Genomic DNA, 19,072 nt, shown 5'->3' with positions numbered 1-19,072 from the left:
GCCTGTGACGGGCCGCTCTAGCTCAGCTCGAGACCTGCTCGCGCAGGACCGACGCTGTGAGCGACAGCATCAGATAGATGCCCGAGAAGATCAGGAAAGCCAACAGCGTGTTCTCGAAAGCGCGCGGATAGGTGGGCTCGTCCGGGGCGACGGGGCGTACGCCCATCTCCAGATAGCGCACCTGCTTGTTGGCCTCGATCCGGGCGGTTTCCATCTGTTGCGCGGCGGCAGAGAGCAGCATCTGGCGGGTCTGCAATTCGCCTTGCGCGATCTGCAACTGGCCGGTTACGGCGGCGAGCGACTCGCCCCCGGTGGCCTGGCGCCCTGCCGTGAGTTGGCCACGCGTCTTTTCGAGAAGCGCCTGGATGCGCCTGATGTCGCCCTGCACACCCGAAACCCGCGCCTGGTTGGGACGCGCATTGTCGAGCAGTTGGCCCAGCTCGAGCCGTTTCTGCTGCAACTGGTTTTCCAGATTGGCGACCTGGCCCATCACCACCGAGTTCTCGCTGACGGGATCGAGGACGCCGACCTTCTCCTGAAGCTGCTGCACCTTGGATTGCGCGGCGAACACCTTCGCCTCGGCATCCTGATAGCTTTCGCGCGCGCCCTTCATCTGGTCGTCGCGCAGCCGTGAAGTCAGCTGGTCCACCTGCTGTTCGGCATAGGAGATCAGTGACTCGGAGAATTGCTGCGATTTCTGCGGATCGGGGGCGATGACCTCCATCTTCACGATGCCCTCGGAAGGGTCGTAGCCGATCTCGACCATTTTCGAGTAAAGCCGGTAGGCCTGCTCGTCGGTGGCATCCTTCGGCAGGCGCTGAAGCGGGTCGATGCTCGGATCCTCGAAGATTTTCTTGAAACCCTGATCGCGGTCGAGCCGTTTCATGGCATCGCGCGACTGCAGATAGGATTGCACTGTCACCGAGTCCTGATTGGTGGCGAGCTGCGTGCCCGAGAAGAGCGACCCCAGCCCGGAATTGCCCAGCCCTTCGGCCTTCTGGATCACGAAAGCCGATTTCGTCGCATACATCGGCGTGGCCATCGCGAAATAGTAATAGGCGGCCATCAGCGTCGGCAGCACGACGAAGAAGCCCAGCCGCGCGCCCAGCAGCATCAGCTTGCGGCGGCGCCGTTTGGCGATGTCGCGCTGGATGCGCAGGATCTCGGCGGCGCGACGATCCTCGGTCATCACCTCGGTCGAGGGGAGCTGACCTTTCTTGATCGTCTGCGGCAGGTGCACGCGGGTATCCGCGCCCGGCCCGTCGGTCCGTGCCAGCGCCCGCGAAGTCGCTTCCGCCTCGCCGGGTTTCACCATCGCCACGATATTCGAGCGGTCGAACGGATCGATCCCGCGGCGGCGCAGGAGCAGCACGGCCTCGAAATCGGAACTGGCCTGCACGCCGTGTTTCTGCGCCATCCGGCGGGCGAGGCGCAACTGGCGGCCGGTCAGCCCCTCGGCGCGGATCGCGTCGATTTCTTCCTCGGGGGTGCGCTGGCCCGCATCGATCACCTCGGCGCCGTTGCGCTCCGCCGTCGGGAATTTTTGATCGCCGAACCCGTCATCCTGCGGCTCGAACATGCTGGAGGGATCGCTGTCTCTGTGCCGCCGTTGACGTTGCCGTTGCGGTTCCGGCGTGTCGGAAGAGGGTGCGGCTTGCGCGGCGGAGGCCGCAGAGGCGTTGGAGGCGCGCGGCGTGGTCGGCTCTCCCGTCGTCCCGGGGCCCGATTTCAGCGGCATCGCCCCCAGCTGCAGCGAGCCGTCGCTCCCCGTGATCACCGGCCCATCGCGGCGGATACGGAATTTCGGGGCCTTAGGACTGGTAGTCATACAACCGCTTCGCTTCTTCAAGAGTGTCGAACTGGTAAAGTTGCCCGTCGCGCAGCACCGCCGCACGATTGCAGAATTTCTCGATCGTGGAGGGTTGGTGCGAGACCACGACCACGGTGGAATTACGCAGCCGGTCGCGCAGGATCGAGCCGGCCTTGCGGTTGAACTCCACATCGGTGGTCGAGGGCATCCCCTCGTCGATCAGGTATATGTCGAATTCCAGCGCGAGCAGCAGGGAAAAGGTGAACCGCGCGCGCATCCCCGAACTGTAGGTGCCCACGGGCTGGTCGAAATATTCCGCGATCCCGGTCAGCCAGCGCGAGAAGGCCTCGACATAATCGGGATCGAGCCCGTAGAGCCGCGCGATGAAGCGGGCGTTTTCGCGCGCCGAATGTTTCGAGACGACGCCGCCCATGAAGCCCAGCGGGAACGAGACCCGGCTGGTGCGGCGAATCTCGCCCTCGTCGGGCTTTTCCAGCCCTGCCATCATGTTGATGATCGTGGTCTTGCCGGTGCCGTTGGGCGCGAGAATGCCGAGGCTCTGGCCCAGCTCCACGCGGAAGCTGGCGCGTTCGAGGATCACCTTGCGCTGCTTGCCGGTCCAGAAGGATTTGGAGACGTTCTCGAATACGATCATTACTTTTTGGCCCGGGTCTCCATCTGTGCGCGCCTCGCCACTAAATCACGGGGGCAGCAGTGTGAGAACCCGCCTAACCTTGGATTTGGGCAGCATTATGTTCAGTTGTGGGAGGGTTATGCAATGACGAACACATTGACACTAGAGGAGAAACGATGACCCGCCCCGTGCAAGACGAGATCCGCGACTGCCGCCTTTGCGCGGCGCGGTTCCGCGCGACCGCGACCGGGCATTCGCCGCGTCCCGTCGCGTGGTTCGCCGCCGGCGCACGCGTGCTGATCGTGGGGCAGGCGCCGGGAATCCGGGTGCACGAGACCGGCGTGCCGTTCAACGATCGCTCGGGCGACCGGCTGCGCGACTGGATGGGCGTTGATCGCGAGACCTTCTACGACGTCTCGCGCATCGCGATCGCGCCGATGGCGTTCTGCTTTCCGGGCTATGACGCGAAGGGGTCCGACCTGCCGCCGCCCGCAATCTGCGCCCAGACGTGGCGCGACCGGGTGATGGAGGAAATCGGCCCGGTCGATCTGACGCTTCTTGTGGGCGGCGCCGCGCAGCGCTGGCATCTGGGCACACGCAACGTGACGCAGGCCGTGCTGGGCTGGCGAGACCACGCGCCGCGCCTCTTCCCCTTGCCTCATCCGTCTTGGCGCAATACGGGATGGCTGAAGAAAAACCCGTGGTTCGAGGCCGACCTGCTGCCGGTCCTGCGCGCCCGGGTGAAGGAGCTGACATGACCCCCTATGACCGCGCCCATGCCGCGATGGAAGCCGAACCGGAGAACGAGGCCAAGCGCCTTGCCGTGTTCGACCGTCTCGCCGATGCCGAGTTGTTCCTGCTGCTCGAAGAAGAGCCCGAGGACGAAAACATCAAGCCGCAGGTGTTCTCCACCGAAGAGGGCGAGTTCGTTCTCGTCTTCGATACCGAAGACCGTCTCGGCGAATTCGCGGACGGGCCGCAGCCCTACGCGGCGCTGCCGGGGCGGGTGATCGCGCAGCATCTGGTGGGCGAGAATATCGGGCTGGGCGTCAATCTCGGTGTTGCGGACTCGGCGATGCTGTTGCCGCCCGAGGCGCTGGACTGGCTGACCGAGACGCTCGCGCATACGCCGTTGGAGGCGCAGGGCCGTCCGGTGGAATTCACCGCTCCGGGCCTGTCGCCCGCGGTGATCGCGCTGCTGCTGCCCGCCTTCGAGGCCAAGCTGGACCAGCTTGCCGGGATCGCGCAGGCTGCCGTGCTGGGCGGCGTCACCTACGAGGACGGCCACCGGGGCCATGTGCTCGCGGTGATCGGTGCGCATGAGCATTTCCGCGCGGGTATCGCCAAGGCAATGGGCGAGGCGCTGACCTTCTCGGGGCTGGATGCGGGCGAGTTGGACGTGACCTTCCTCGAGCCCGAGGACAAGGCCGCGCAGCTTCTGCTGGACAAGGGGCTCGTGCTGCATGTCCCCGAGCCGGTCGAGGAAGAGGTGCAGGAACTCCGCCCCGGTTCCGCCCCCGGCATGGATCCGAGCAAGCCGCCGAAGCTGCGCTGAGGCGCGCCCGGCGGTTTTCGCATATGGTTTGAAAAACTCGGTCGGGGCGGCTCAGGACTCGTCGTCTGCCTCGTCGTGCTCGCCGATCACCTCGTTCTTCACCTGACCCCATGTCAGCAGCGTGAAGACCGCCGTGCCGCCCGCGACATTGCCTGCGAGAACCGGGAAGAAAAACCGGCTGATCGCCTCGGTCAGGCTCATATGGCCGCTCCAGACAAGCAGTCCCGCCTCGACCGAGCCCGCGACGACGTGCGCAGAGCCCGAGGCCGCGAGCAGCCATGTCATCGCGAGGATCACGAGGAACGAACTGCCCTGCGCCGCGGGCATGATCCACACCACGGCGGCGATGATGATGCCCGCCGGCATCGCGCGGTAGAAGTTCTGTCCCATGTCGCCGTCGGTCGCGTGGCGCGCCACGGCCAGCAGGCTGTCGGTCATCTCGTTGGGGATGACATGGGGAATGCTCAGGAACCCCGAGGCGATCGCGCAGCCAAGAATGTTCGACGCAAGCACGATCGCCCAGAGCCGCAGCATTTTCAGCAGGCATGTCAGCGATCGTTCTGCCACCACCGGCAGGACGGTGGTGATCGTGTTCTCGGTGAACAGCTGCATCCGCCCGAAGATCACCACCATGAACCCGGCCGAATAGCCGAGGGACTCGACCAGAATCCGCCAGCTTTCGTCGGGCAGCCGCGCATGCAGGCTCGCCTGCGCGATGACCGAGAGGCTGATCAGGATGCCCGCCGCGAGCCCCGACCACACGAGAGAGGTGAGCGGGCGGTTCAGCTCTTCGTCGCCGTCATGCCGGATCACGGCGTAGATCAACCGCGCGGAGAGGCGCGAGGCTTGCTTCACCGAGCGCTCCTCGTGCCGTTCGCGCACGGCGTTGTTCTGGGCTTTTCCGCTGCCGTTGTCGGACCCGCCCTGCGCGTCACTTTGGGAACTGTCTGATTTCATTCGTGCTGAACCCCGTCCCGCGTGCTTTGTTCCCTGTGCGAGCCTGCGCTATCCCTGTTCGCTGGCGAACACCTTGTCGATCATCGCCTGTGTGCCGCGCGCATCTTCAAGTGTCCACGCATAGGGCGCGCCCTCGGTGACATGACGCACGAAGGCCTCCACCTGGATCACATATTGATTCACGCCCGGGTAGCGGATCATCTCGTCCGGCTTGCCCTTGCGGATCAGCGTGACCTCCGCCTGATCGAAGACATTCGCGTTGAACGGGCAGGTGAGGCGGATCAAACCTTCGGAGCCCTGGAAGACCGCTTCCTGGCGCGGATGCAGCCGGGTCGAGGTCAGCGCGCCATAGGTGAAGCGGCCCTTGTCGCTGACCATCTCGCCAGTGACCTGCGTGAACGTGTCGACATCGTTCTCGCGATGGATGACGGCGCGCAGATCGCCCGGTTCGGCCCGGGCTGCGAAGCGCACGCAGGAATAGGCATAGACGCCGATATCGGGAACCGAGCCGCCGCCCATATCCGCCTTGTTGCGGATATTGGTGGGGTCGGGGTTGTTGAAGGTGAAGGCCACATCGGCGTGGCGCAACTCTCCGATCGCACCGGCATCGAGCCAGTCGCGCACCTGCCGCCATTGCGGGTGATGCACGATCATGTAGGCCTCGGTCGCGAATTTCCCGGCGGCGTCGCGCGCGTCTATCAGCCCGTCGATCTCCTCGGCCTTCATCGCGATCGGCTTTTCCGTCAGCACATGCTTGCCTGCCGCCAGCGCCTTCTTCGTCCACTCGACATGGAGCGTGTTGGGCAGCGGGATATAGACTACGTCGATGCCGGGGTCGGCGAGCAGCGCGTCATAGCTGTCATGAACCTTGAGATCGGGCGCGAAGGCCTTGAACGGATCGGCTTTTTCCGGGCTCGACGTCGCGAGCGCCGCCAGCCGCGCGCCCTCGGCCGCGTGGATCGCCCGGCCCATATGCTCGCGCGCAAATTTCGCGGCGCCGAGGATTCCCCAGTTCAACACCTGCATCGTCTCTCTCCCTCTTTTCGTGCTCGTATCCGGGGCGAAGGTAATGCTTATGCGGCGCGGCGCAAAGAAAATCGCCGCCCCCGGGAAGGGAGCGGCGACATACTTTCACACTCGTTACTGTTCGCGGGTTACGCGGGCACGTTCATGCCTTTTTCCCGTGCCAGTTCGGTCATGCGCTTCTGCAGCTTCTCGAAGGCGCGCACCTCGATCTGGCGGATACGCTCGCGCGAGACGTCATAGACGCCCGAGAGTTCCTCCAGCGTGACGGGATCGTCGCGCAGGCGGCGCTGCATCAGGATGTCCTTCTCGCGGTCGTTGAGAACGTCCATCGCGTCCATCAGCATCTCGCGGCGGGCTTCCATCTCCTCGGTCTCGGCATAGGCCTCGGCCTGATCGGCATCCTCGTCTTCGAGCCAGTCCTGCCACTGTGCGGCCCCGCCTTCGTCACCCGCGCCGATCTGTGCGTTCAGCGAGGCGTCCGAGCCCGACATCCGCCGGTTCATCGAGATCACTTCTTCCTCGGTCACGTTCAGATCGGACGCGATCTGTTTGACGTTCTCGGGACGCATATCGCCGTCTTCATAGGCGCCGATCTTGGACTTCGCCTTGCGGAGGTTGAAGAACAGCTTCTTCTGCGCGGAGGTGGTGCCCAGTTTCACGAGGCTCCACGAGCGCAGGATGTATTCTTGGATCGCGGCGCGGATCCACCACATAGCGTAGGTCGCGAGGCGGAAGCCCTTCTCGGGATCGAAGCGCTTCACGGCCTGCATCAGACCGACATTCGCCTCCGAGATCACCTCGGCCTGCGGCAAGCCGTAACCGCGATAGCCCATCGCGATCTTCGCGGCGAGACGCAGGTGCGACGTCACCAATTGGTGCGCGGCATCGGTGTCCTGGTGGTCGGCCCAGCTCTTGGCCAGCATATATTCCTGTTCCGGCTCCAGAAGCGGGAACTTCCGGATCTCCTGAAGGTAGCGGTTCAGCCCCTGCTCAGGACTCGGGGCCGGAAGGTTCGTGTAGCTCGTCATCGTCTCCCATGTCTCCCTTTTGGCGGCTGCTCAATATGGGGATCGCCCCCCGTTCTTTCAAGAAACGCAAGGCAGTGCGGATTGGTTCACCGAAAGCCGCCCTGACGCAGTCGCATAGAAAGATCAACGTATCGTAACGGGATTTCCGTCGCGGATGTGTAAAAAAACATCTGACGCTTCACAAGATCGGCGCGAGCACCGACATCAGGTTGTTGATGATTTTCCAGTGCAGGGGCCATTCCGCGATCCGCTCCGGTCCGACGCGGCGGGCCTGCGCGATCCAGTGGCGCTGGCGTTCGCCCAGTTCGAGACCGAGTTCGTGGTCCTCGATCAGCACGCAATTCTCGTAATTCAGCTCGAAGCTGCGGCGGTCGAGATTGGCCGAGCCGAGGATCGCGACGCGGCCATCGGCCAGCAGGGTCTTGGCGTGCAGCAGGCCCGGCCCGTGCTCCCAGATCTCGACGCCCGCCTCGGCCAGCACCGGGTAGAAGCTGCGCGCGGCGTGGGCGACGAAGCGCGAGTCGTTGCGCCTCGGCACGATCACCTGCACTCGCACCCCCCGGCGCTTGGCGGCGCGCAGGGCGGAGGCGATTTCCTCGCCCGGCACGAAATAGGGGGTGGAGAGGGTCAGCGTCTCGCGCGCGGCCCCGATCACCGCAAGGAACACATCCGGCACCCCGCGCGTGTCCAGCATCGGCCCCGTGGCGAAGGCGACCGCCGTTCCGGGCCGCGCGGTCGGCGCGGCGGGAGTGGGGATCACGAGGTCCGAGATTTCCTCCCGGCTATGCGTCACCCAGTCGGTCGCGAAGATGTGCTGGTGCTGGGCGGCGAGCGGCCCCTCGATCCGCAGCATGACATCCTTCCACGGCGCGAAGCGCGCCTTGATGCGGAACTCCGGGTCGGCGATGTTGCGCGAACCGGTATAGGCCACATGCCCGTCGATCACGGCGAGCTTGCGGTGGTTGCGCAGGTCGATCCGCATCGTCGCGAGCTTGAACAGCGGCCAGCGGAAGGAAAAGGCGATCGCGGTCTTCACTCCGGCCTTCTTCATCGCCTTCCAGTGGCGCGACTTGATGAAGCCGCGCGCGCCCAGCCCGTCGACGAGGACGCGCACGGTCACACCGCGTTCGGCCGCGCGGGTCAGCGCCTCGGCCATCGCGATGCCGGTCAGGTCTGTCAGCCAGATATAGGTGATGAGGTGCACGCTTCGGGTGGCGGCGTCGATATCGGCGATCAGCGGTTCAAGCTGATCGGCAGGGTCGGGCAGGAAGGCGATGGCATCGCCGCTACTCGGCGCGTAGCCGTTGATCGCGGCGGCCCGGGCGAAGGCTGCGCGATAGGCCGGGGAGATGGCTTCGAGGTCTGCGGGCTCGACCGGATCGGGGGCGGGCAGGGCGGCGACCGTCGCCTGCAGCTTGCGCGCGACGCGCTGGTTGAGCCGCGTCTCCCCGATCAGGATATAGAGGATGACGCCGAGGAACGGCACCGACAGGATCAGCACCGTCCAGCTTGCGCGCACCGCGGGCGGCTTGTCGGGACGGGTGAACACGCGCAGCAGCGCGAGCGCCTGACTGCCGAAGTGAAACAGCAGCGTCAGAAGCTCCGCCCACCAGACGTTCACGGGGCGGTGCCGCCTGCAGGGGGCATGGAGGCGGCGCGCAGCGCGTCGATCAGGTCGGTCATGTCGTCGGGCAGGGGCGCCTCGAAGGACAGTTCCTCTCCGGTGAAGGGATGAACGAAGCCAAGCGTCGCCGCGTGGAGCGCCTGACGCGGGAAGGCGCGGACGGCCTCTGCCGCAGCCGCGCCCACCGCTTTTTCCGAGATCTTGCGCTTGCCGCCATAGGTCTGATCGCCGATCAGCCCGTGACCCGCATAGGCCATATGGACGCGGATCTGATGGGTGCGCCCGGTCTCGAGCCAGCAATCGATCAGCGCCGCCGTTCCGTTGAAATCCTCGATCGTGCGGGCCCGGGTGACGGCATGCCGCCCGCCATGGGCCACCACCGCCTGTTTCTGCCGGTCGGTCTTGTGGCGGGCGAGTTGCGTGACGATCTTCAGCACGCCGCCTTGCTCGAAGCTGACGCCGTTCAGTCCGCGCAGCCGCGGATCGGAAGCCTGCGGGACGCCGTGACAAAGCGCGCGGTAATGGCGATGAACCGTATGCGCCTCGAATTGCGCGGCGAGCCCGTGTTGCGCCCGGTCCGATTTCGCGACGACGAGCAGGCCCGATGTGTCCTTGTCGATGCGGTGGACGATGCCGGGGCGCGCCTCGCCGCCGATCCCTGAGAGATTCCCGCCGAAATGGTGCAGCAGCGCGTTGACCAGCGTGCCTTCGGGCGTGCCCGGCGCGGGGTGCGTGACCATGCCCGCGGGCTTGTTCACGACGATCAGGTCGTCATCTTCCCACAGCACTTCCAGCGGAATGTCCTGCGCGACGGTCTCGACCTCTTTCGGAGGCTCCAGCGCGATCTGATAGACCTCGCCCTCGGCGACCTTGGTCTTCTGATCGGTCACGGCCACGCCCTCGCGGCTGACCGAGCCCTCCGCGATCAGTTTCGCCAGGCGCGAGCGCGAGAGCGCCGCTTCCTCTGGCACAGCCGCCGCCAAGGCCTTATCAAGGCGGGGACCCATGCCGGGTCCGATCTCGATGCTGAGGATTTCCTTATTCATGTCCGACCTGCCTGACGAAGAGCCTGCCACCACGCTGCCACCCGATCTTCGCTTTCTCAAGATACTGGTGACCACGCTTGCGGCGGTGATGATCGTCGGGCTTGTAGCGATCGTGGCGCTGCTTGTCATCCGCTTGCAGCAACCCAATCCGCTGCCGCAACTGCCCGCCGCGATCACGCTGCCCGAGGGCGCACAGGCCGAGGCCGTGACCTTCGCGCGCAACTATACAGTGGTGGTGACCGATGGGGGGCAGGTGTTGGTCTATGACAAGGCCGGGCAGAAGGTGGGCGATCTGACGCTTGGCACGGAAGGCGGGAATTCCGATGGAAATTGACCTCGAGCTCGAAGACCCCCGCTGGGAGACGGTCGGGCTCGAAGACCTGATGACCCGCGCCGCGTCACTGGTGCTGGAGGATCGCGGAATCGAGACGGAGCTCTGCCGCCTCTCGGTGCTCGCCTGCGACGATGCGCGCATCGCCGAGCTGAACGGCGAATATCGCGACAAGGCGAAGCCCACCAATGTGCTCAGCTGGCCCGCCGAAGAACGCGGCGCGGAAGAGCCCGGCGCGCATCCCGAACCGCCCGCGCCCGATGTCTTCGGTGAGATCGAGCTCGGCGACCTCGCGATCGCCTATGAAACCTGCGCCCGGGAGGCCGAAGAACAAGGCAAATCCGTCGAAGATCACGCGCTGCATCTGCTCATCCATGCGGTGCTGCACCTGTTGGGCTATGACCATATTCGCGACGAAGATGCGCAAGTTATGGAACAAATCGAAATCCGGCTTCTTGAAAGCGTAGGAATTCGTAACCCATATGTGTAAGACTAGGCGCATTCCGCGTCATCTTTCGGAAAGGAACAATGGGACAGGTCGCCGACGGAGTTACCTCCGCCAATACCGGTAGTTCGGAAAACGCAGAACCCGGTCAGTCTTCGGAGCCCGCTTCGCGCGGGTTGCTCAGCCGCTTTTTCGGGCAACGCCCAATGGAAGAAGAGGCCCCACAGGTAGAAATGCCGCCCAAACCCGCGCCAGCGCCGCTGGGGCTGGGGAACCTGCGCAAGATGCGGGTGGGCGATGTCGCCATTCCCAAAGTCGAGATCGAGGCCGTTCCGGTCTCCATCACCCGCGACGAGCTGGTGGAGAAGTTCCGCCAGCACGGCTATTCGCGCCTGCCGGTCTTCAAGGAAACGCTGGATACGCCTCTGGGTCTCGTCCACCTGAAAGACCTGGCGCTGGAATACGGCTTCGGATCGGGCAATGGCCGGTTCTCGCTGCGCAAGCTGATCCGTCCGCTCCTTTACGTGCCGCCGTCGATGCCGATCGGCGTGCTCTTGCAGAAGATGCAGGTGCAACGCACCCATATGGCGCTGGTGATCGACGAATATGGCGGGGTCGACGGTCTGCTCACGCTCGAAGACCTGATCGAACAGGTGATCGGCGAGATCGAGGACGAGCATGACGAGGCCGACGACGCCTATTGGCGCGAGGAAAAGCCCGGCCAATGGGTCGTGCAGGCCCGCGCGCCGGTCAACGAGTTCGAAGCGCAGATCGGGATGCGGCTCTCCGACGAGGAGGCCGATGACGAGATCGATTCGATGGGCGGTCTGGTTTTCATGCAGCTTGGCCGGGTGCCCGCGCGCGGCGAGGTCGTGGTGACCGAGAACGGCGTCGAATACGAGGTGGTCGATGCCGATCCGCGCCGGATCAAACGTCTGCGCGTACGTCTGCCGGGAGTGGCGCCCGCCGAGTGAGCGGGCTATGACGCGCCCATGATCGCGACCCTCCGAGAAGGCTTTCGCGCACCAATGCGCCCGCGCTGGCAGAGCTTGGCTCTGGCAGCGCTTTTCGGTGTGCTGTTCGCCGCCGGACAGGCACCGCTTGGCCTTTGGTGGATCGCGCTGCCCGCTTTGGCGGCCTCCGTCTGGTTCGCCTCCGCCGAACGCTGGCGCGCCTCCACGATCTGGATCGGGTTCGCCACCGGCTTCGGCTATGCGCTGGCCGCGATGTTCTGGATCGTCGAACCCTTCATGGTCGAGGCCGATGTCTATGGCTGGATGGCGCCTTTCGCGCTGGTGCTGATGGCCGCAGGGATGGGCGCATTCTGGGCGATCGGATACGGGCTCGGGGCCTATGCGGGGCAGGGGCCGCGCTCGCGTGCGCTCGGGATCGCGCTTGGCATGGCGGCCTCGGATGCGCTGCGCTCTTACGTCTTCACCGGGTTTCCGTGGGTGCTGGTCGGCCATATCTGGATCGGCTCGCCCGTCGCGCAGGCGGCGGCCTTTGTCGGGCCGCTGGGGCTGAGCCTGATCACCCTGCTGATCGCAAGCGCGCCTGCGATGACGCGCGGGATGCGGATGCCTGCCGCCCTCGGGATCGTGGGCGCGGCGCTGGTCGTGCTGGTCGGGCTGTGGCTCGGCGGGGTGGCGCGGCTCAACGCGCCGGTGGCGCCGAGGCCCGAGCCGATCACCCTGCGTCTGGTACAGCCCAATGCGCCGCAGAACCTGAAATGGCTGCCGCAATACCGGATGAAATTCTTCCAGCGCCTGCTGGACCTGACGAAGGCCGATCCCGCGCCCGGTCAGCCCAAGCCCGACCTGATCGTCTGGCCCGAGACGGCGGTGCCGTTCCTGCTCGACCATCCGCAGGGCGGGCTCGAGATGTCGACCGAGGCGGCGGGTGGCATCCCGCTCGCGATGGGGGTGCAGCGCAGTGAAGGCAGCCGCTATTTCAATTCGCTCGCCGTCATCACCCCCGATGACCGGATCGAGGCGCTTTACGACAAATCCCATCTGGTGCCGTTCGGCGAATACATGCCCTTCGGCGATGCGCTGGCGAAGATCGGGATCACCGCCTTCGCCGCACAGGTCGGCAATGGCTATTCGTCCGGGCCGGGGGAGAAGCTGCTCGATCTGGGCAAGCTCGGCCATGTTGCGCCGCTCATTTGCTACGAGGCGATCTTCCCGCAGGATCTGCGCGGCTTCCCGCAGCGGCCCGACTGGATCTTGCAGGTCACGAATGACGCGTGGTTCGGCACGCTCAGCGGGCCCTATCAGCATTTCGCGCAGGCGCGGCTCCGCGCGATCGAACAGGGCCTGCCGCTTGCGCGCGACGCCAATACCGGGGTCACTGCGATGATCGACGCCAAGGGGCGGATCACGGCGAGCCTTGGACTCGACCGGATGGGCAAGCTCGACGTGGCGCTGCCGCCAAGCCTGCCGCCGACGCTCTATTCCAAGCTGGGCGACGCACCGTTCATTGCGCTGATTGTTGCAGCTTTGGCGCTTCTTTCACTCTTTACGCGTATTTCGATTGACCCGACCGGCAGGCGCTCCTAGCTAGAAAGCCGAACCACCCCAACGGCTTCCTGACGGGGTGGGGATATCAACAACGGAGCACCCTTTCATGGCACGCGCGAATTACGTCTTCACCTCCGAATCCGTTTCGGAGGGGCATCCCGATAAGGTCTGTGACCGGATTTCGGATGCCGTTCTCGATACTTTCCTGGCTGCAGAGCCCAACGCGCGGGTCGCCTGCGAAACATTCGCGACGACCAATCAGGTCGTGGTCGGTGGCGAGGTCGGTCTGGCCGATAAAACCAAGCTCGCCGAATATCTCGAAGGCATCGACAAGATCGTGCGCGATTGCGTCAAGGATATCGGCTACGAGCAGGACGAGTTCCACTGGGCGACGCTGAAAGTCGCGAACTTCCTGCACCCGCAATCTGCCCATATCTCTCAGGGCGTCGACAAGGACGGGGCCGGCGATCAGGGGATCATGTTCGGCTTCGCCGCCGACGAGACGCCCGAATTGATGCCCGCGCCGATACATTATTCGCACGCGATCCTGCGCCGTCTGGCCGAAGCGCGCAAATCCGGCGCCGAGCCCGAGCTGCGCCCCGACGCGAAATCGCAGCTGTCTGTGCGCTACGAGAATGGCCGCCCCGTCGGCGTGAGCCAGATCGTGCTCTCGACCCAGCACGCCCACGAGCATCAGACCTCGGATGATATCCGCGCCATCGTCGAGCCTTACATCCGCGAGACGCTGCCCGAAGGCTGGATCACGCCCGAGACCGAATGGTGGGTGAACCCGACCGGCACCTTCGTGATCGGCGGCCCGGATGGCGATGCGGGCCTCACCGGGCGCAAGATCATCGTGGACACCTATGGCGGCTCGGCCCCGCATGGCGGCGGCGCGTTCTCGGGCAAGGACCCGACCAAGGTGGACCGCTCGGCGGCCTATGCGGCGCGCTATCTGGCGAAGAACGTGGTTGCCGCGGGCATGGCGCGCAAATGCGTGATTCAGGTGTCCTACGCGATCGGCGTGGCGAAACCGCTGTCGATCTATGTCGACACGTTCGGCACCGGCGAAGTGCCCGACGAGGTGATCGAGAAAGCCGTGGCGCAGGTGATGGACCTGACGCCGAAAGGCATCCGCGAGACGCTCGATCTGTGCAAGCCGATCTACGAGCGCACCGCGGCCTATGGCCATTTCGGTCGCGCCCCGGAGGCCGATGGCGGCTTCTCCTGGGAGAAGACCGATCTGGTCGAGGCGCTGAAGAAGGCGGTCTGAGGCGAGAGCTTTCAGGAATTTGCGACGGGCAGGGGGAACCTCTGCCCGTTTGCTTTTGCGGGGATGGTGCTGAGCGGCGGGTGCGGCCTTGGGGCTGGTCGTCCAACGCGGTTCGTGCGCGCAGACGAGCAGACCGAACGCTTCGCGATCCAGCTTGCGCCTTCCGACCTTCCGCGCCACTCTCCGCCGCAAAACAACAGGAGACAGACCATGCCCGACGCCCTGCGCTATGCCGCCATCATGCTTGCCGCCGGGATCGGGATTCCGGTGCTGGCCGCGCTCAACGCCCAGCTTGGCGCGCGGATCGCATCGCCTGCGGTCGCGGCGGTCGTCCTGTTCTGCGTGGCGCTGTCGGGTGCGGTGATCGTGATGCTCTTCACCGTCGGTCCCGCGCCGCTCGCACGTCTGCCGGGGCAGCCTTGGTATCTGTTTCTCGCGGGGCTCCTCGTTGCCTTCTACGTGATCTCGATCACCTTCATCGCGCCGAAATTCGGGGTCGGCAATGCGGTGTTCTTCGTGCTGCTGGGCCAGATGATCGCCGCCGCCGCGATCGACCAGTTCGGACTGTTTGGCGCGTTGGTCCGGCCGATCACTCTGATGCGTGGGGCGGGGATCGGCTTCATGTGCCTGGGGCTGTTCCTCATTCAGAAGGCTTGAACCTTTCGAGAGACGCCGCTAGAGGCCCCTCCCATGAGCGAGAATGACACCCCCGAACAGCCCTGGCGCAACTTCTATGGTCGCCGCCACGGCAAGACGTTGAACAAGGCGCAGAAGGAATATCTGCGCGAGGACCTGCCGGGCCGTCTGCCCGGTCCCGTCGGTTGGGAGGAGAACCCCGACCGCGAGCCGCTCGACATGGAGACGCGGTTCAAGGGCAAGCCGGTCTGGCTTGAAGTGGGTTTCGGCGGGGGCGAACATCTGGCGCATATGGCGCAGACCTATCCGGACGTGGAATTCATCGGCTGCGAGCCTTTCGTCAATGGCGTGGCGATGCTTTTGGGTAAGCTGCGGCGCGAGAAGATACCGAATGTCTCGGTCCATCCCGGCGATGCGCGCGACCTGATGGATGTGCTGCCCGAGGGCTCGATCTCGAAGGCGTTTCTCCTCTATCCAGACCCGTGGCCGAAATCGAAGCACCATCGTCGGCGCTTCGTGACGCAGGAGCATCTCGAACCGCTGCACCGCGCGCTGAAACCGGGATCGGAATTCCGCGTGGCGACCGACATCCCCGACTATGTCCGCCAGACGGTCGAAGAAGTCCCGCAGGCCGGATTCGAGCCGCTGTTCGAGGTGCCCGCCGCCTTCGATTTCGACGATCCGCAGCCGGTTTCCGGCGATTGGGATACACCGTGGGCGGACTGGCTCTCGACGCGCTACGAACAGAAAGCGCTGCGTGAGGGCCGCAAGCCGCATTACCTGACCTATCGGCGGATCTGAGCCCTTCCGCCTCCCGCCGGATCGCGCTAACAGGGGCGCGTTGAAATTAGGGAGGCATCATGTCCGGCCACGGCACACCGATCAAAATGACCTCGCACGCCTGCGGTCCCCTCAAGGGCACGGCGGAGGTTCCCGGCGACAAGTCGATCAGCCATCGCGCGCTGATCCTCGGCGCGCTCTCGGTGGGCGAGACGAAGATCACCGGCCTGCTCGAAGGCGAAGACGTGCTCGACACGGCCAAGGCGATGCGCGCCTTCGGCGCCGAGGTCACGCAGCACGGCCCCGGCAGCTGGTCGGTGCATGGCGTGGGCGTGGGCGGCTTTGCCGAGCCCGAAGATGTTATCGATTGCGGCAATTCCGGCACCGGCGTGCGCCTGATCATGGGCGCGATGGCGACCTCGCCGATCGTGGCGACCTTCACCGGCGACGGGTCTTTGCGCAAACGCCCGATGGGCCGCGTCACCGACCCGATCCGTCTGTTCGGCGCGCAAGCTTTCGGGCGTCATGGCGGTCGTCTGCCGATGACCATACTCGGCGCGCCGAGCCCGGCGCCCGTGCGCTATGCGACGCCGATGGCCTCTGCGCAGGTGAAATCGGCGGTGCTGCTGGCGGGGCTGAACGCGCCGGGTCAGACCGTCGTGATCGAGAAGACCCCGACCCGCGATCATACCGAGCGGATGCTGCGCGGCTTCGGTGCCGAGATCACCACCGAAGTGACCGATCAGGGCCATGTGATCACGTTGCAGGGCCAGCCTGAGTTGAAGGCTCAGGAGGTCGCCGTGCCGCGCGATCCGTCTTCGGCGGCCTTCCCGGTCTGCGCTGCGCTTATCGTGCCGGGCTCGGAGATCGTGGTGCCGGGCGTCAGCCAGAACCCGACCCGCAACGGGATCTTCATCACGTTGCGCGAGATGGGTGCGGACCTGACCTTCGAGAACGAGCGCGAAGAGGGCGGCGAGCCGGTGGCCGATCTGCGCGTGCGCTATTCCAAGCTGCACGGGATCGACGTGCCCGCCGAGCGCGCCTCCTCCCAAATCGACGAATATCCCGTTCTTTCGGTCGTCGCGGCCTTTGCCGAAGGCGTGACGCGCATGCCCGGCGTGCATGAGCTGCGCGTCAAGGAAAGCGACCGGATCGACGCGATGGCGCGCGGGCTGGAAGCCAACGGCGTCAAGATCGAGGAAGACGAGGATACGCTGATCGTGCATGGCTGCGGCCCCGAAGGCGTGCCGGGCGGCGGCACCGCCGTGACCCATCTCGACCACCGCATCGCGATGAGCTTCATGGTACTGGGCATGGCTGCGCAGAAGCCGGTTTCGGTCGATGACGGCTCGCCCATTGCAACCTCCTTCCCGATCTTCGAAGATTTGATGGCGCAGCTGGGTGCGGAGATCGTCCGCGAAGGTTGAGCCGGGCAGGGCGGCTGTCCGCGTCGCTGTGAGAAGAAAGGACCGTTCATGCGCTTTACCGTCGCCATCGATGGCCCCGCCGCGGCTGGCAAGGGCACGATCAGCCGCGCCGTGGCCGAGCGGTTTGGGCTGGCGCATCTCGATACCGGTGCACTCTATCGCGCGGTCGGCATGAAATCCGAGACCGAGGGCCTGGAGCCCGTCGCCGCGGCCAAGGCGCTCCGCCCCGAGGATCTGGAGCGCGACGATCTGCGCACGATGGAAGCGGGGCAGGCGGCCTCGATCGTCGCCGCGATCCCCGAGGTGCGCGCGGCTCTGGTGGCGTTTCAGCGCGATTTCGCGGCGCGAGAGGGCGGTGCGGTGCTCGACGGGCGCGACATCGGCACGGTGATCTGCCCGCAGGCGGAGGTGAAGCTGTTCGTCACCGCCTCGCCGGAGGTGCGCGCGCATCGGCGCTGGCTCGAGCTCGGCGGCGATGAGGCCGACGTGCTCGAACAGGTGCGCGAGCGCGACGCCCGCGACATGGGCCGCGCCGACAGTCCGCTGCGCCCGGCCGTGGATGCGCTCGTGATCGACACGTCGGACCTCAGCATCGAAGAGGCGGTCGCCCGCGCCGCCGATCAGATCGAGGCCCGCCGCGCGGGCGATCTGGACTAGGGGGCGGCGATGCTTCGCTGGGGGCTCCTCTTGCTGGTTCTAGCCTCTCAGGCGACCGCCGAGGAGCGCCCGCAGGGCCTGTTATGGAGCGAGACGGACCTGCCGCGCACCATGCCGTTGCAGATCAAATCCGCCCCGGATCGCGATCTCTACATCGTGCTGCGCGATGCCATGACCGGGCAGGACGTGATGGGGGCCTATGCGCAGGGTGGGGAGTTCTTTCGCCTGCTGGTGCCGCCGGGCCGGTTCGAGCTGCAGGTGGCGCTTGGACCTGCCGGGGATTGGAAAGGCGGTGCGACGCTCTTCGGTCCCGACACCGAGCGCTTGCGCCTCGATCCGCCGCTCGATTTCGGCGTCACGGGCTTCGCGCGAAAGGGCGGGCATCTGGTCGATCTGAGCGATCTGGGGGCGATAGCGCAGAAAAGCCTCGGAATTTGCCAGCGTCTCGCGCTCGATTTCGACAGCGTGACCACCGCACCGGAAGCGGTGCGCCCTGGCGTAAAGCCCCGTGATCCCATGGAAATACCGGAATTCCCGGTGCCGAAATATCGCCGCGTCGATCGCATTTGCGATTGAGGAAAAGAAACATCCGAAATATATAATCACGAAATGGTGAACCTTTTCCCGCCTCGCTGCGTTAGAGGTACGTGGAAACTACATGAGGAAGGTCCGATGCGCTTGCCCCTGGCTTTGGCCTGCATCTGTCTTGGCGCCGCGTCCCTGACCGCTCCGGCGCGGGCCGACAATCCGCTTCCCGAACCGCTCCGGGTCAAGGCGCACTCCGCGACGCCGGTGCCGGGCGATCTGTCCTTCGATCTGGTCGAAGGCGGAAAAGTGTCGCTCTCCGATTTTCGTGGCAAGGTCGTGCTCGTGGTCAACACCGCATCCAAATGCGGCTTCGCGCCCCAGTTCACCGAGTTGCAGAAACTGTCCGAGACCTACGGACGCGACGGGCTGGTCGTTCTGACCGTGCCGTCGAACGATTTCCATCAGGAACTCTCCACCGCGCAGGAGGCCAAGCGCTATTGCGCGTTGACCTTCGGGGCCGAGTTGCCGATGGCGCAGCTGGCCAAGGTGAAGGGGCCGCAGGCGCATCCGTTCTACCGCTACATGCATGACACCGAGGGGTTCGAGCCGAGCTGGAACTTCAACAAGGTGCTGCTGGGTCGCGACGGATCGGTGATCGCGACCTATCCCGCCAGCACTTCCCCGCTTTCGTCGTGGATGCTGGGCGACGTCAAGGCCGCTCTCGCCAGTGCGAGCCACGGTTGAGCGAGAGGCCGCCACGGCCTGCTCAGGACGCAATAAATGCTTGCGATAATGG

General features: G+C 65.4%; 20 protein-coding genes and 1 riboswitch. Of the genes, 13 read left to right on the top strand and 7 right to left on the bottom strand.

Annotation, left to right across the window (positions count from 1 at the left end; translation table 11 throughout):
- Nucleotides 1-22: 22 nt before the first annotated feature.
- Together B6V73_RS02180 and B6V73_RS02175 are read right to left on the bottom strand one after the other, a co-directional pair.
- On the bottom strand, nt 23-1,828 hold the full coding sequence (locus B6V73_RS02180; RefSeq protein WP_088724385.1) for a capsule biosynthesis protein: 1,806 nt from the start codon (nt 1,826-1,828) through the stop codon (nt 23-25).
- Entirely contained in the window at nt 1,812-2,465 is a 654-nt protein-coding gene (locus B6V73_RS02175) for an ATP-binding cassette domain-containing protein (RefSeq protein WP_075774971.1), read from the bottom strand. The genes B6V73_RS02180 and B6V73_RS02175 overlap by 17 nt, the downstream gene beginning before the upstream one ends.
- A 155-nt stretch (nt 2,466-2,620) precedes the next feature.
- Between B6V73_RS02175 and B6V73_RS02170 the strand changes: the two genes are divergently transcribed.
- Together B6V73_RS02170 and B6V73_RS02165 are read left to right on the top strand one after the other, a co-directional pair.
- The gene (locus B6V73_RS02170) at nt 2,621-3,202 is read left to right on the top strand and encodes a uracil-DNA glycosylase family protein (RefSeq protein WP_088724384.1); all 582 of its coding nucleotides are present in this window, start codon (nt 2,621-2,623) and stop codon (nt 3,200-3,202) included.
- Nucleotides 3,199-3,999, top strand: coding sequence for an SseB family protein (locus tag B6V73_RS02165; protein WP_075774969.1), 801 nt, complete (start codon nt 3,199-3,201; stop codon nt 3,997-3,999). Before B6V73_RS02170 ends, B6V73_RS02165 begins: the two co-directional genes overlap by 4 nt.
- Nucleotides 4,000-4,050: 51 nt before the next feature.
- Here B6V73_RS02165 and B6V73_RS02160 read toward each other — a convergent pair whose 3' ends face one another.
- From B6V73_RS02160 to B6V73_RS02140, 5 genes are all read right to left on the bottom strand, one after another.
- Nucleotides 4,051-4,956 carry a formate/nitrite transporter family protein gene (locus B6V73_RS02160; RefSeq protein WP_143597854.1) on the bottom strand — a complete coding sequence of 302 codons (906 nt, stop codon included), beginning with the start codon at nt 4,954-4,956 and terminating at the stop codon, nt 4,051-4,053.
- Between the two features lie 48 nt (nt 4,957-5,004).
- On the bottom strand, nt 5,005-5,982 hold the full coding sequence (locus B6V73_RS02155) for a Gfo/Idh/MocA family oxidoreductase (RefSeq protein ID WP_088724383.1): 978 nt from the start codon (nt 5,980-5,982) through the stop codon (nt 5,005-5,007).
- A 128-nt stretch (nt 5,983-6,110) separates the two neighbouring features.
- Nucleotides 6,111-7,010, bottom strand: a complete 900-nt coding sequence (gene rpoH, locus B6V73_RS02150) for an RNA polymerase sigma factor RpoH (protein ID WP_075774967.1) — start codon at nt 7,008-7,010, stop codon at nt 6,111-6,113.
- A gap of 178 nt (nt 7,011-7,188) precedes the next feature.
- Nucleotides 7,189-8,631 (bottom strand): cardiolipin synthase, encoded by a 1,443-nt coding sequence (cls, locus tag B6V73_RS02145; protein WP_088718513.1) that lies wholly within the window; start codon nt 8,629-8,631, stop codon nt 7,189-7,191.
- Nucleotides 8,628-9,680, bottom strand: a complete 1,053-nt coding sequence (locus tag B6V73_RS02140; RefSeq protein WP_088724382.1) for an RluA family pseudouridine synthase — start codon at nt 9,678-9,680, stop codon at nt 8,628-8,630. The genes cls and B6V73_RS02140 overlap by 4 nt, the downstream gene beginning before the upstream one ends.
- Here B6V73_RS02140 and B6V73_RS02135 point away from each other — a divergent pair.
- The 11 genes from B6V73_RS02135 (at nt 9,679) to B6V73_RS02085 (ending at nt 19,020) form a co-directional block, all read left to right on the top strand.
- Nucleotides 9,679-10,014, top strand: coding sequence for a DUF6476 family protein (locus tag B6V73_RS02135; protein WP_075774964.1), 336 nt, complete (start codon nt 9,679-9,681; stop codon nt 10,012-10,014). The two genes, B6V73_RS02140 and B6V73_RS02135, sit on opposite strands and share 2 nt — an antisense overlap.
- Entirely contained in the window at nt 10,004-10,501 is a 498-nt protein-coding gene (gene ybeY, locus B6V73_RS02130) for an rRNA maturation RNase YbeY (protein WP_088724381.1), read from the top strand. Before B6V73_RS02135 ends, ybeY begins: the two co-directional genes overlap by 11 nt.
- Nucleotides 10,502-10,662: 161 nt before the next feature.
- Entirely contained in the window at nt 10,663-11,430 is a 768-nt protein-coding gene (locus B6V73_RS02125) for a hemolysin family protein (protein ID WP_232621786.1), read from the top strand.
- Nucleotides 11,431-11,448: 18 nt separating this feature from the next.
- Complete coding sequence (gene lnt / locus B6V73_RS02120) at nt 11,449-13,014, top strand: apolipoprotein N-acyltransferase (RefSeq protein WP_088724380.1); 1,566 nt, start codon at nt 11,449-11,451, stop codon at nt 13,012-13,014.
- Between the two features lie 10 nt (nt 13,015-13,024).
- Nucleotides 13,025-13,074, top strand: a riboswitch (SAM-SAH riboswitch).
- A 7-nt stretch (nt 13,075-13,081) separates the two neighbouring features.
- Complete coding sequence (gene metK / locus B6V73_RS02115; protein WP_088724379.1) at nt 13,082-14,248, top strand: methionine adenosyltransferase; 1,167 nt, start codon at nt 13,082-13,084, stop codon at nt 14,246-14,248.
- Between the two features lie 210 nt (nt 14,249-14,458).
- Nucleotides 14,459-14,905, top strand: a complete 447-nt coding sequence (locus tag B6V73_RS02110) for a DMT family transporter (RefSeq protein WP_075774959.1) — start codon at nt 14,459-14,461, stop codon at nt 14,903-14,905.
- A 33-nt stretch (nt 14,906-14,938) separates the two neighbouring features.
- Entirely contained in the window at nt 14,939-15,685 is a 747-nt protein-coding gene (locus B6V73_RS02105) for a tRNA (guanine(46)-N(7))-methyltransferase TrmB (protein ID WP_075774958.1), read from the top strand.
- 59 nt (nt 15,686-15,744) lie between these two features.
- A complete protein-coding gene (gene aroA, locus B6V73_RS02100; RefSeq protein WP_088724378.1) occupies nt 15,745-17,091 on the top strand; it encodes a 3-phosphoshikimate 1-carboxyvinyltransferase in 1,347 nt (448 codons plus the stop codon).
- Nucleotides 17,092-17,139: 48 nt separating this feature from the next.
- Nucleotides 17,140-17,748 carry a d(CMP) kinase gene (locus B6V73_RS02095; RefSeq protein ID WP_088724377.1) on the top strand — a complete coding sequence of 203 codons (609 nt, stop codon included), beginning with the start codon at nt 17,140-17,142 and terminating at the stop codon, nt 17,746-17,748.
- Nucleotides 17,749-17,757: 9 nt separating this feature from the next.
- Nucleotides 17,758-18,324, top strand: a complete 567-nt coding sequence (locus tag B6V73_RS02090; RefSeq protein ID WP_088722849.1) for a hypothetical protein — start codon at nt 17,758-17,760, stop codon at nt 18,322-18,324.
- Nucleotides 18,325-18,420: 96 nt separating this feature from the next.
- Nucleotides 18,421-19,020, top strand: a complete 600-nt coding sequence (locus tag B6V73_RS02085; protein ID WP_088724376.1) for a glutathione peroxidase — start codon at nt 18,421-18,423, stop codon at nt 19,018-19,020.
- Nucleotides 19,021-19,072: the final 52 nt, after the last annotated feature.

The sequence above is a fragment of the Thioclava sp. JM3 genome, from assembly GCF_002213185.1.
Taxonomy (GTDB): Bacteria; Pseudomonadota; Alphaproteobacteria; order Rhodobacterales; family Rhodobacteraceae; genus Thioclava; species Thioclava nitratireducens.
Note: the sequence above shows the minus strand (reverse complement) of the source record. Positions and strands in the feature narration are given on the sequence as shown.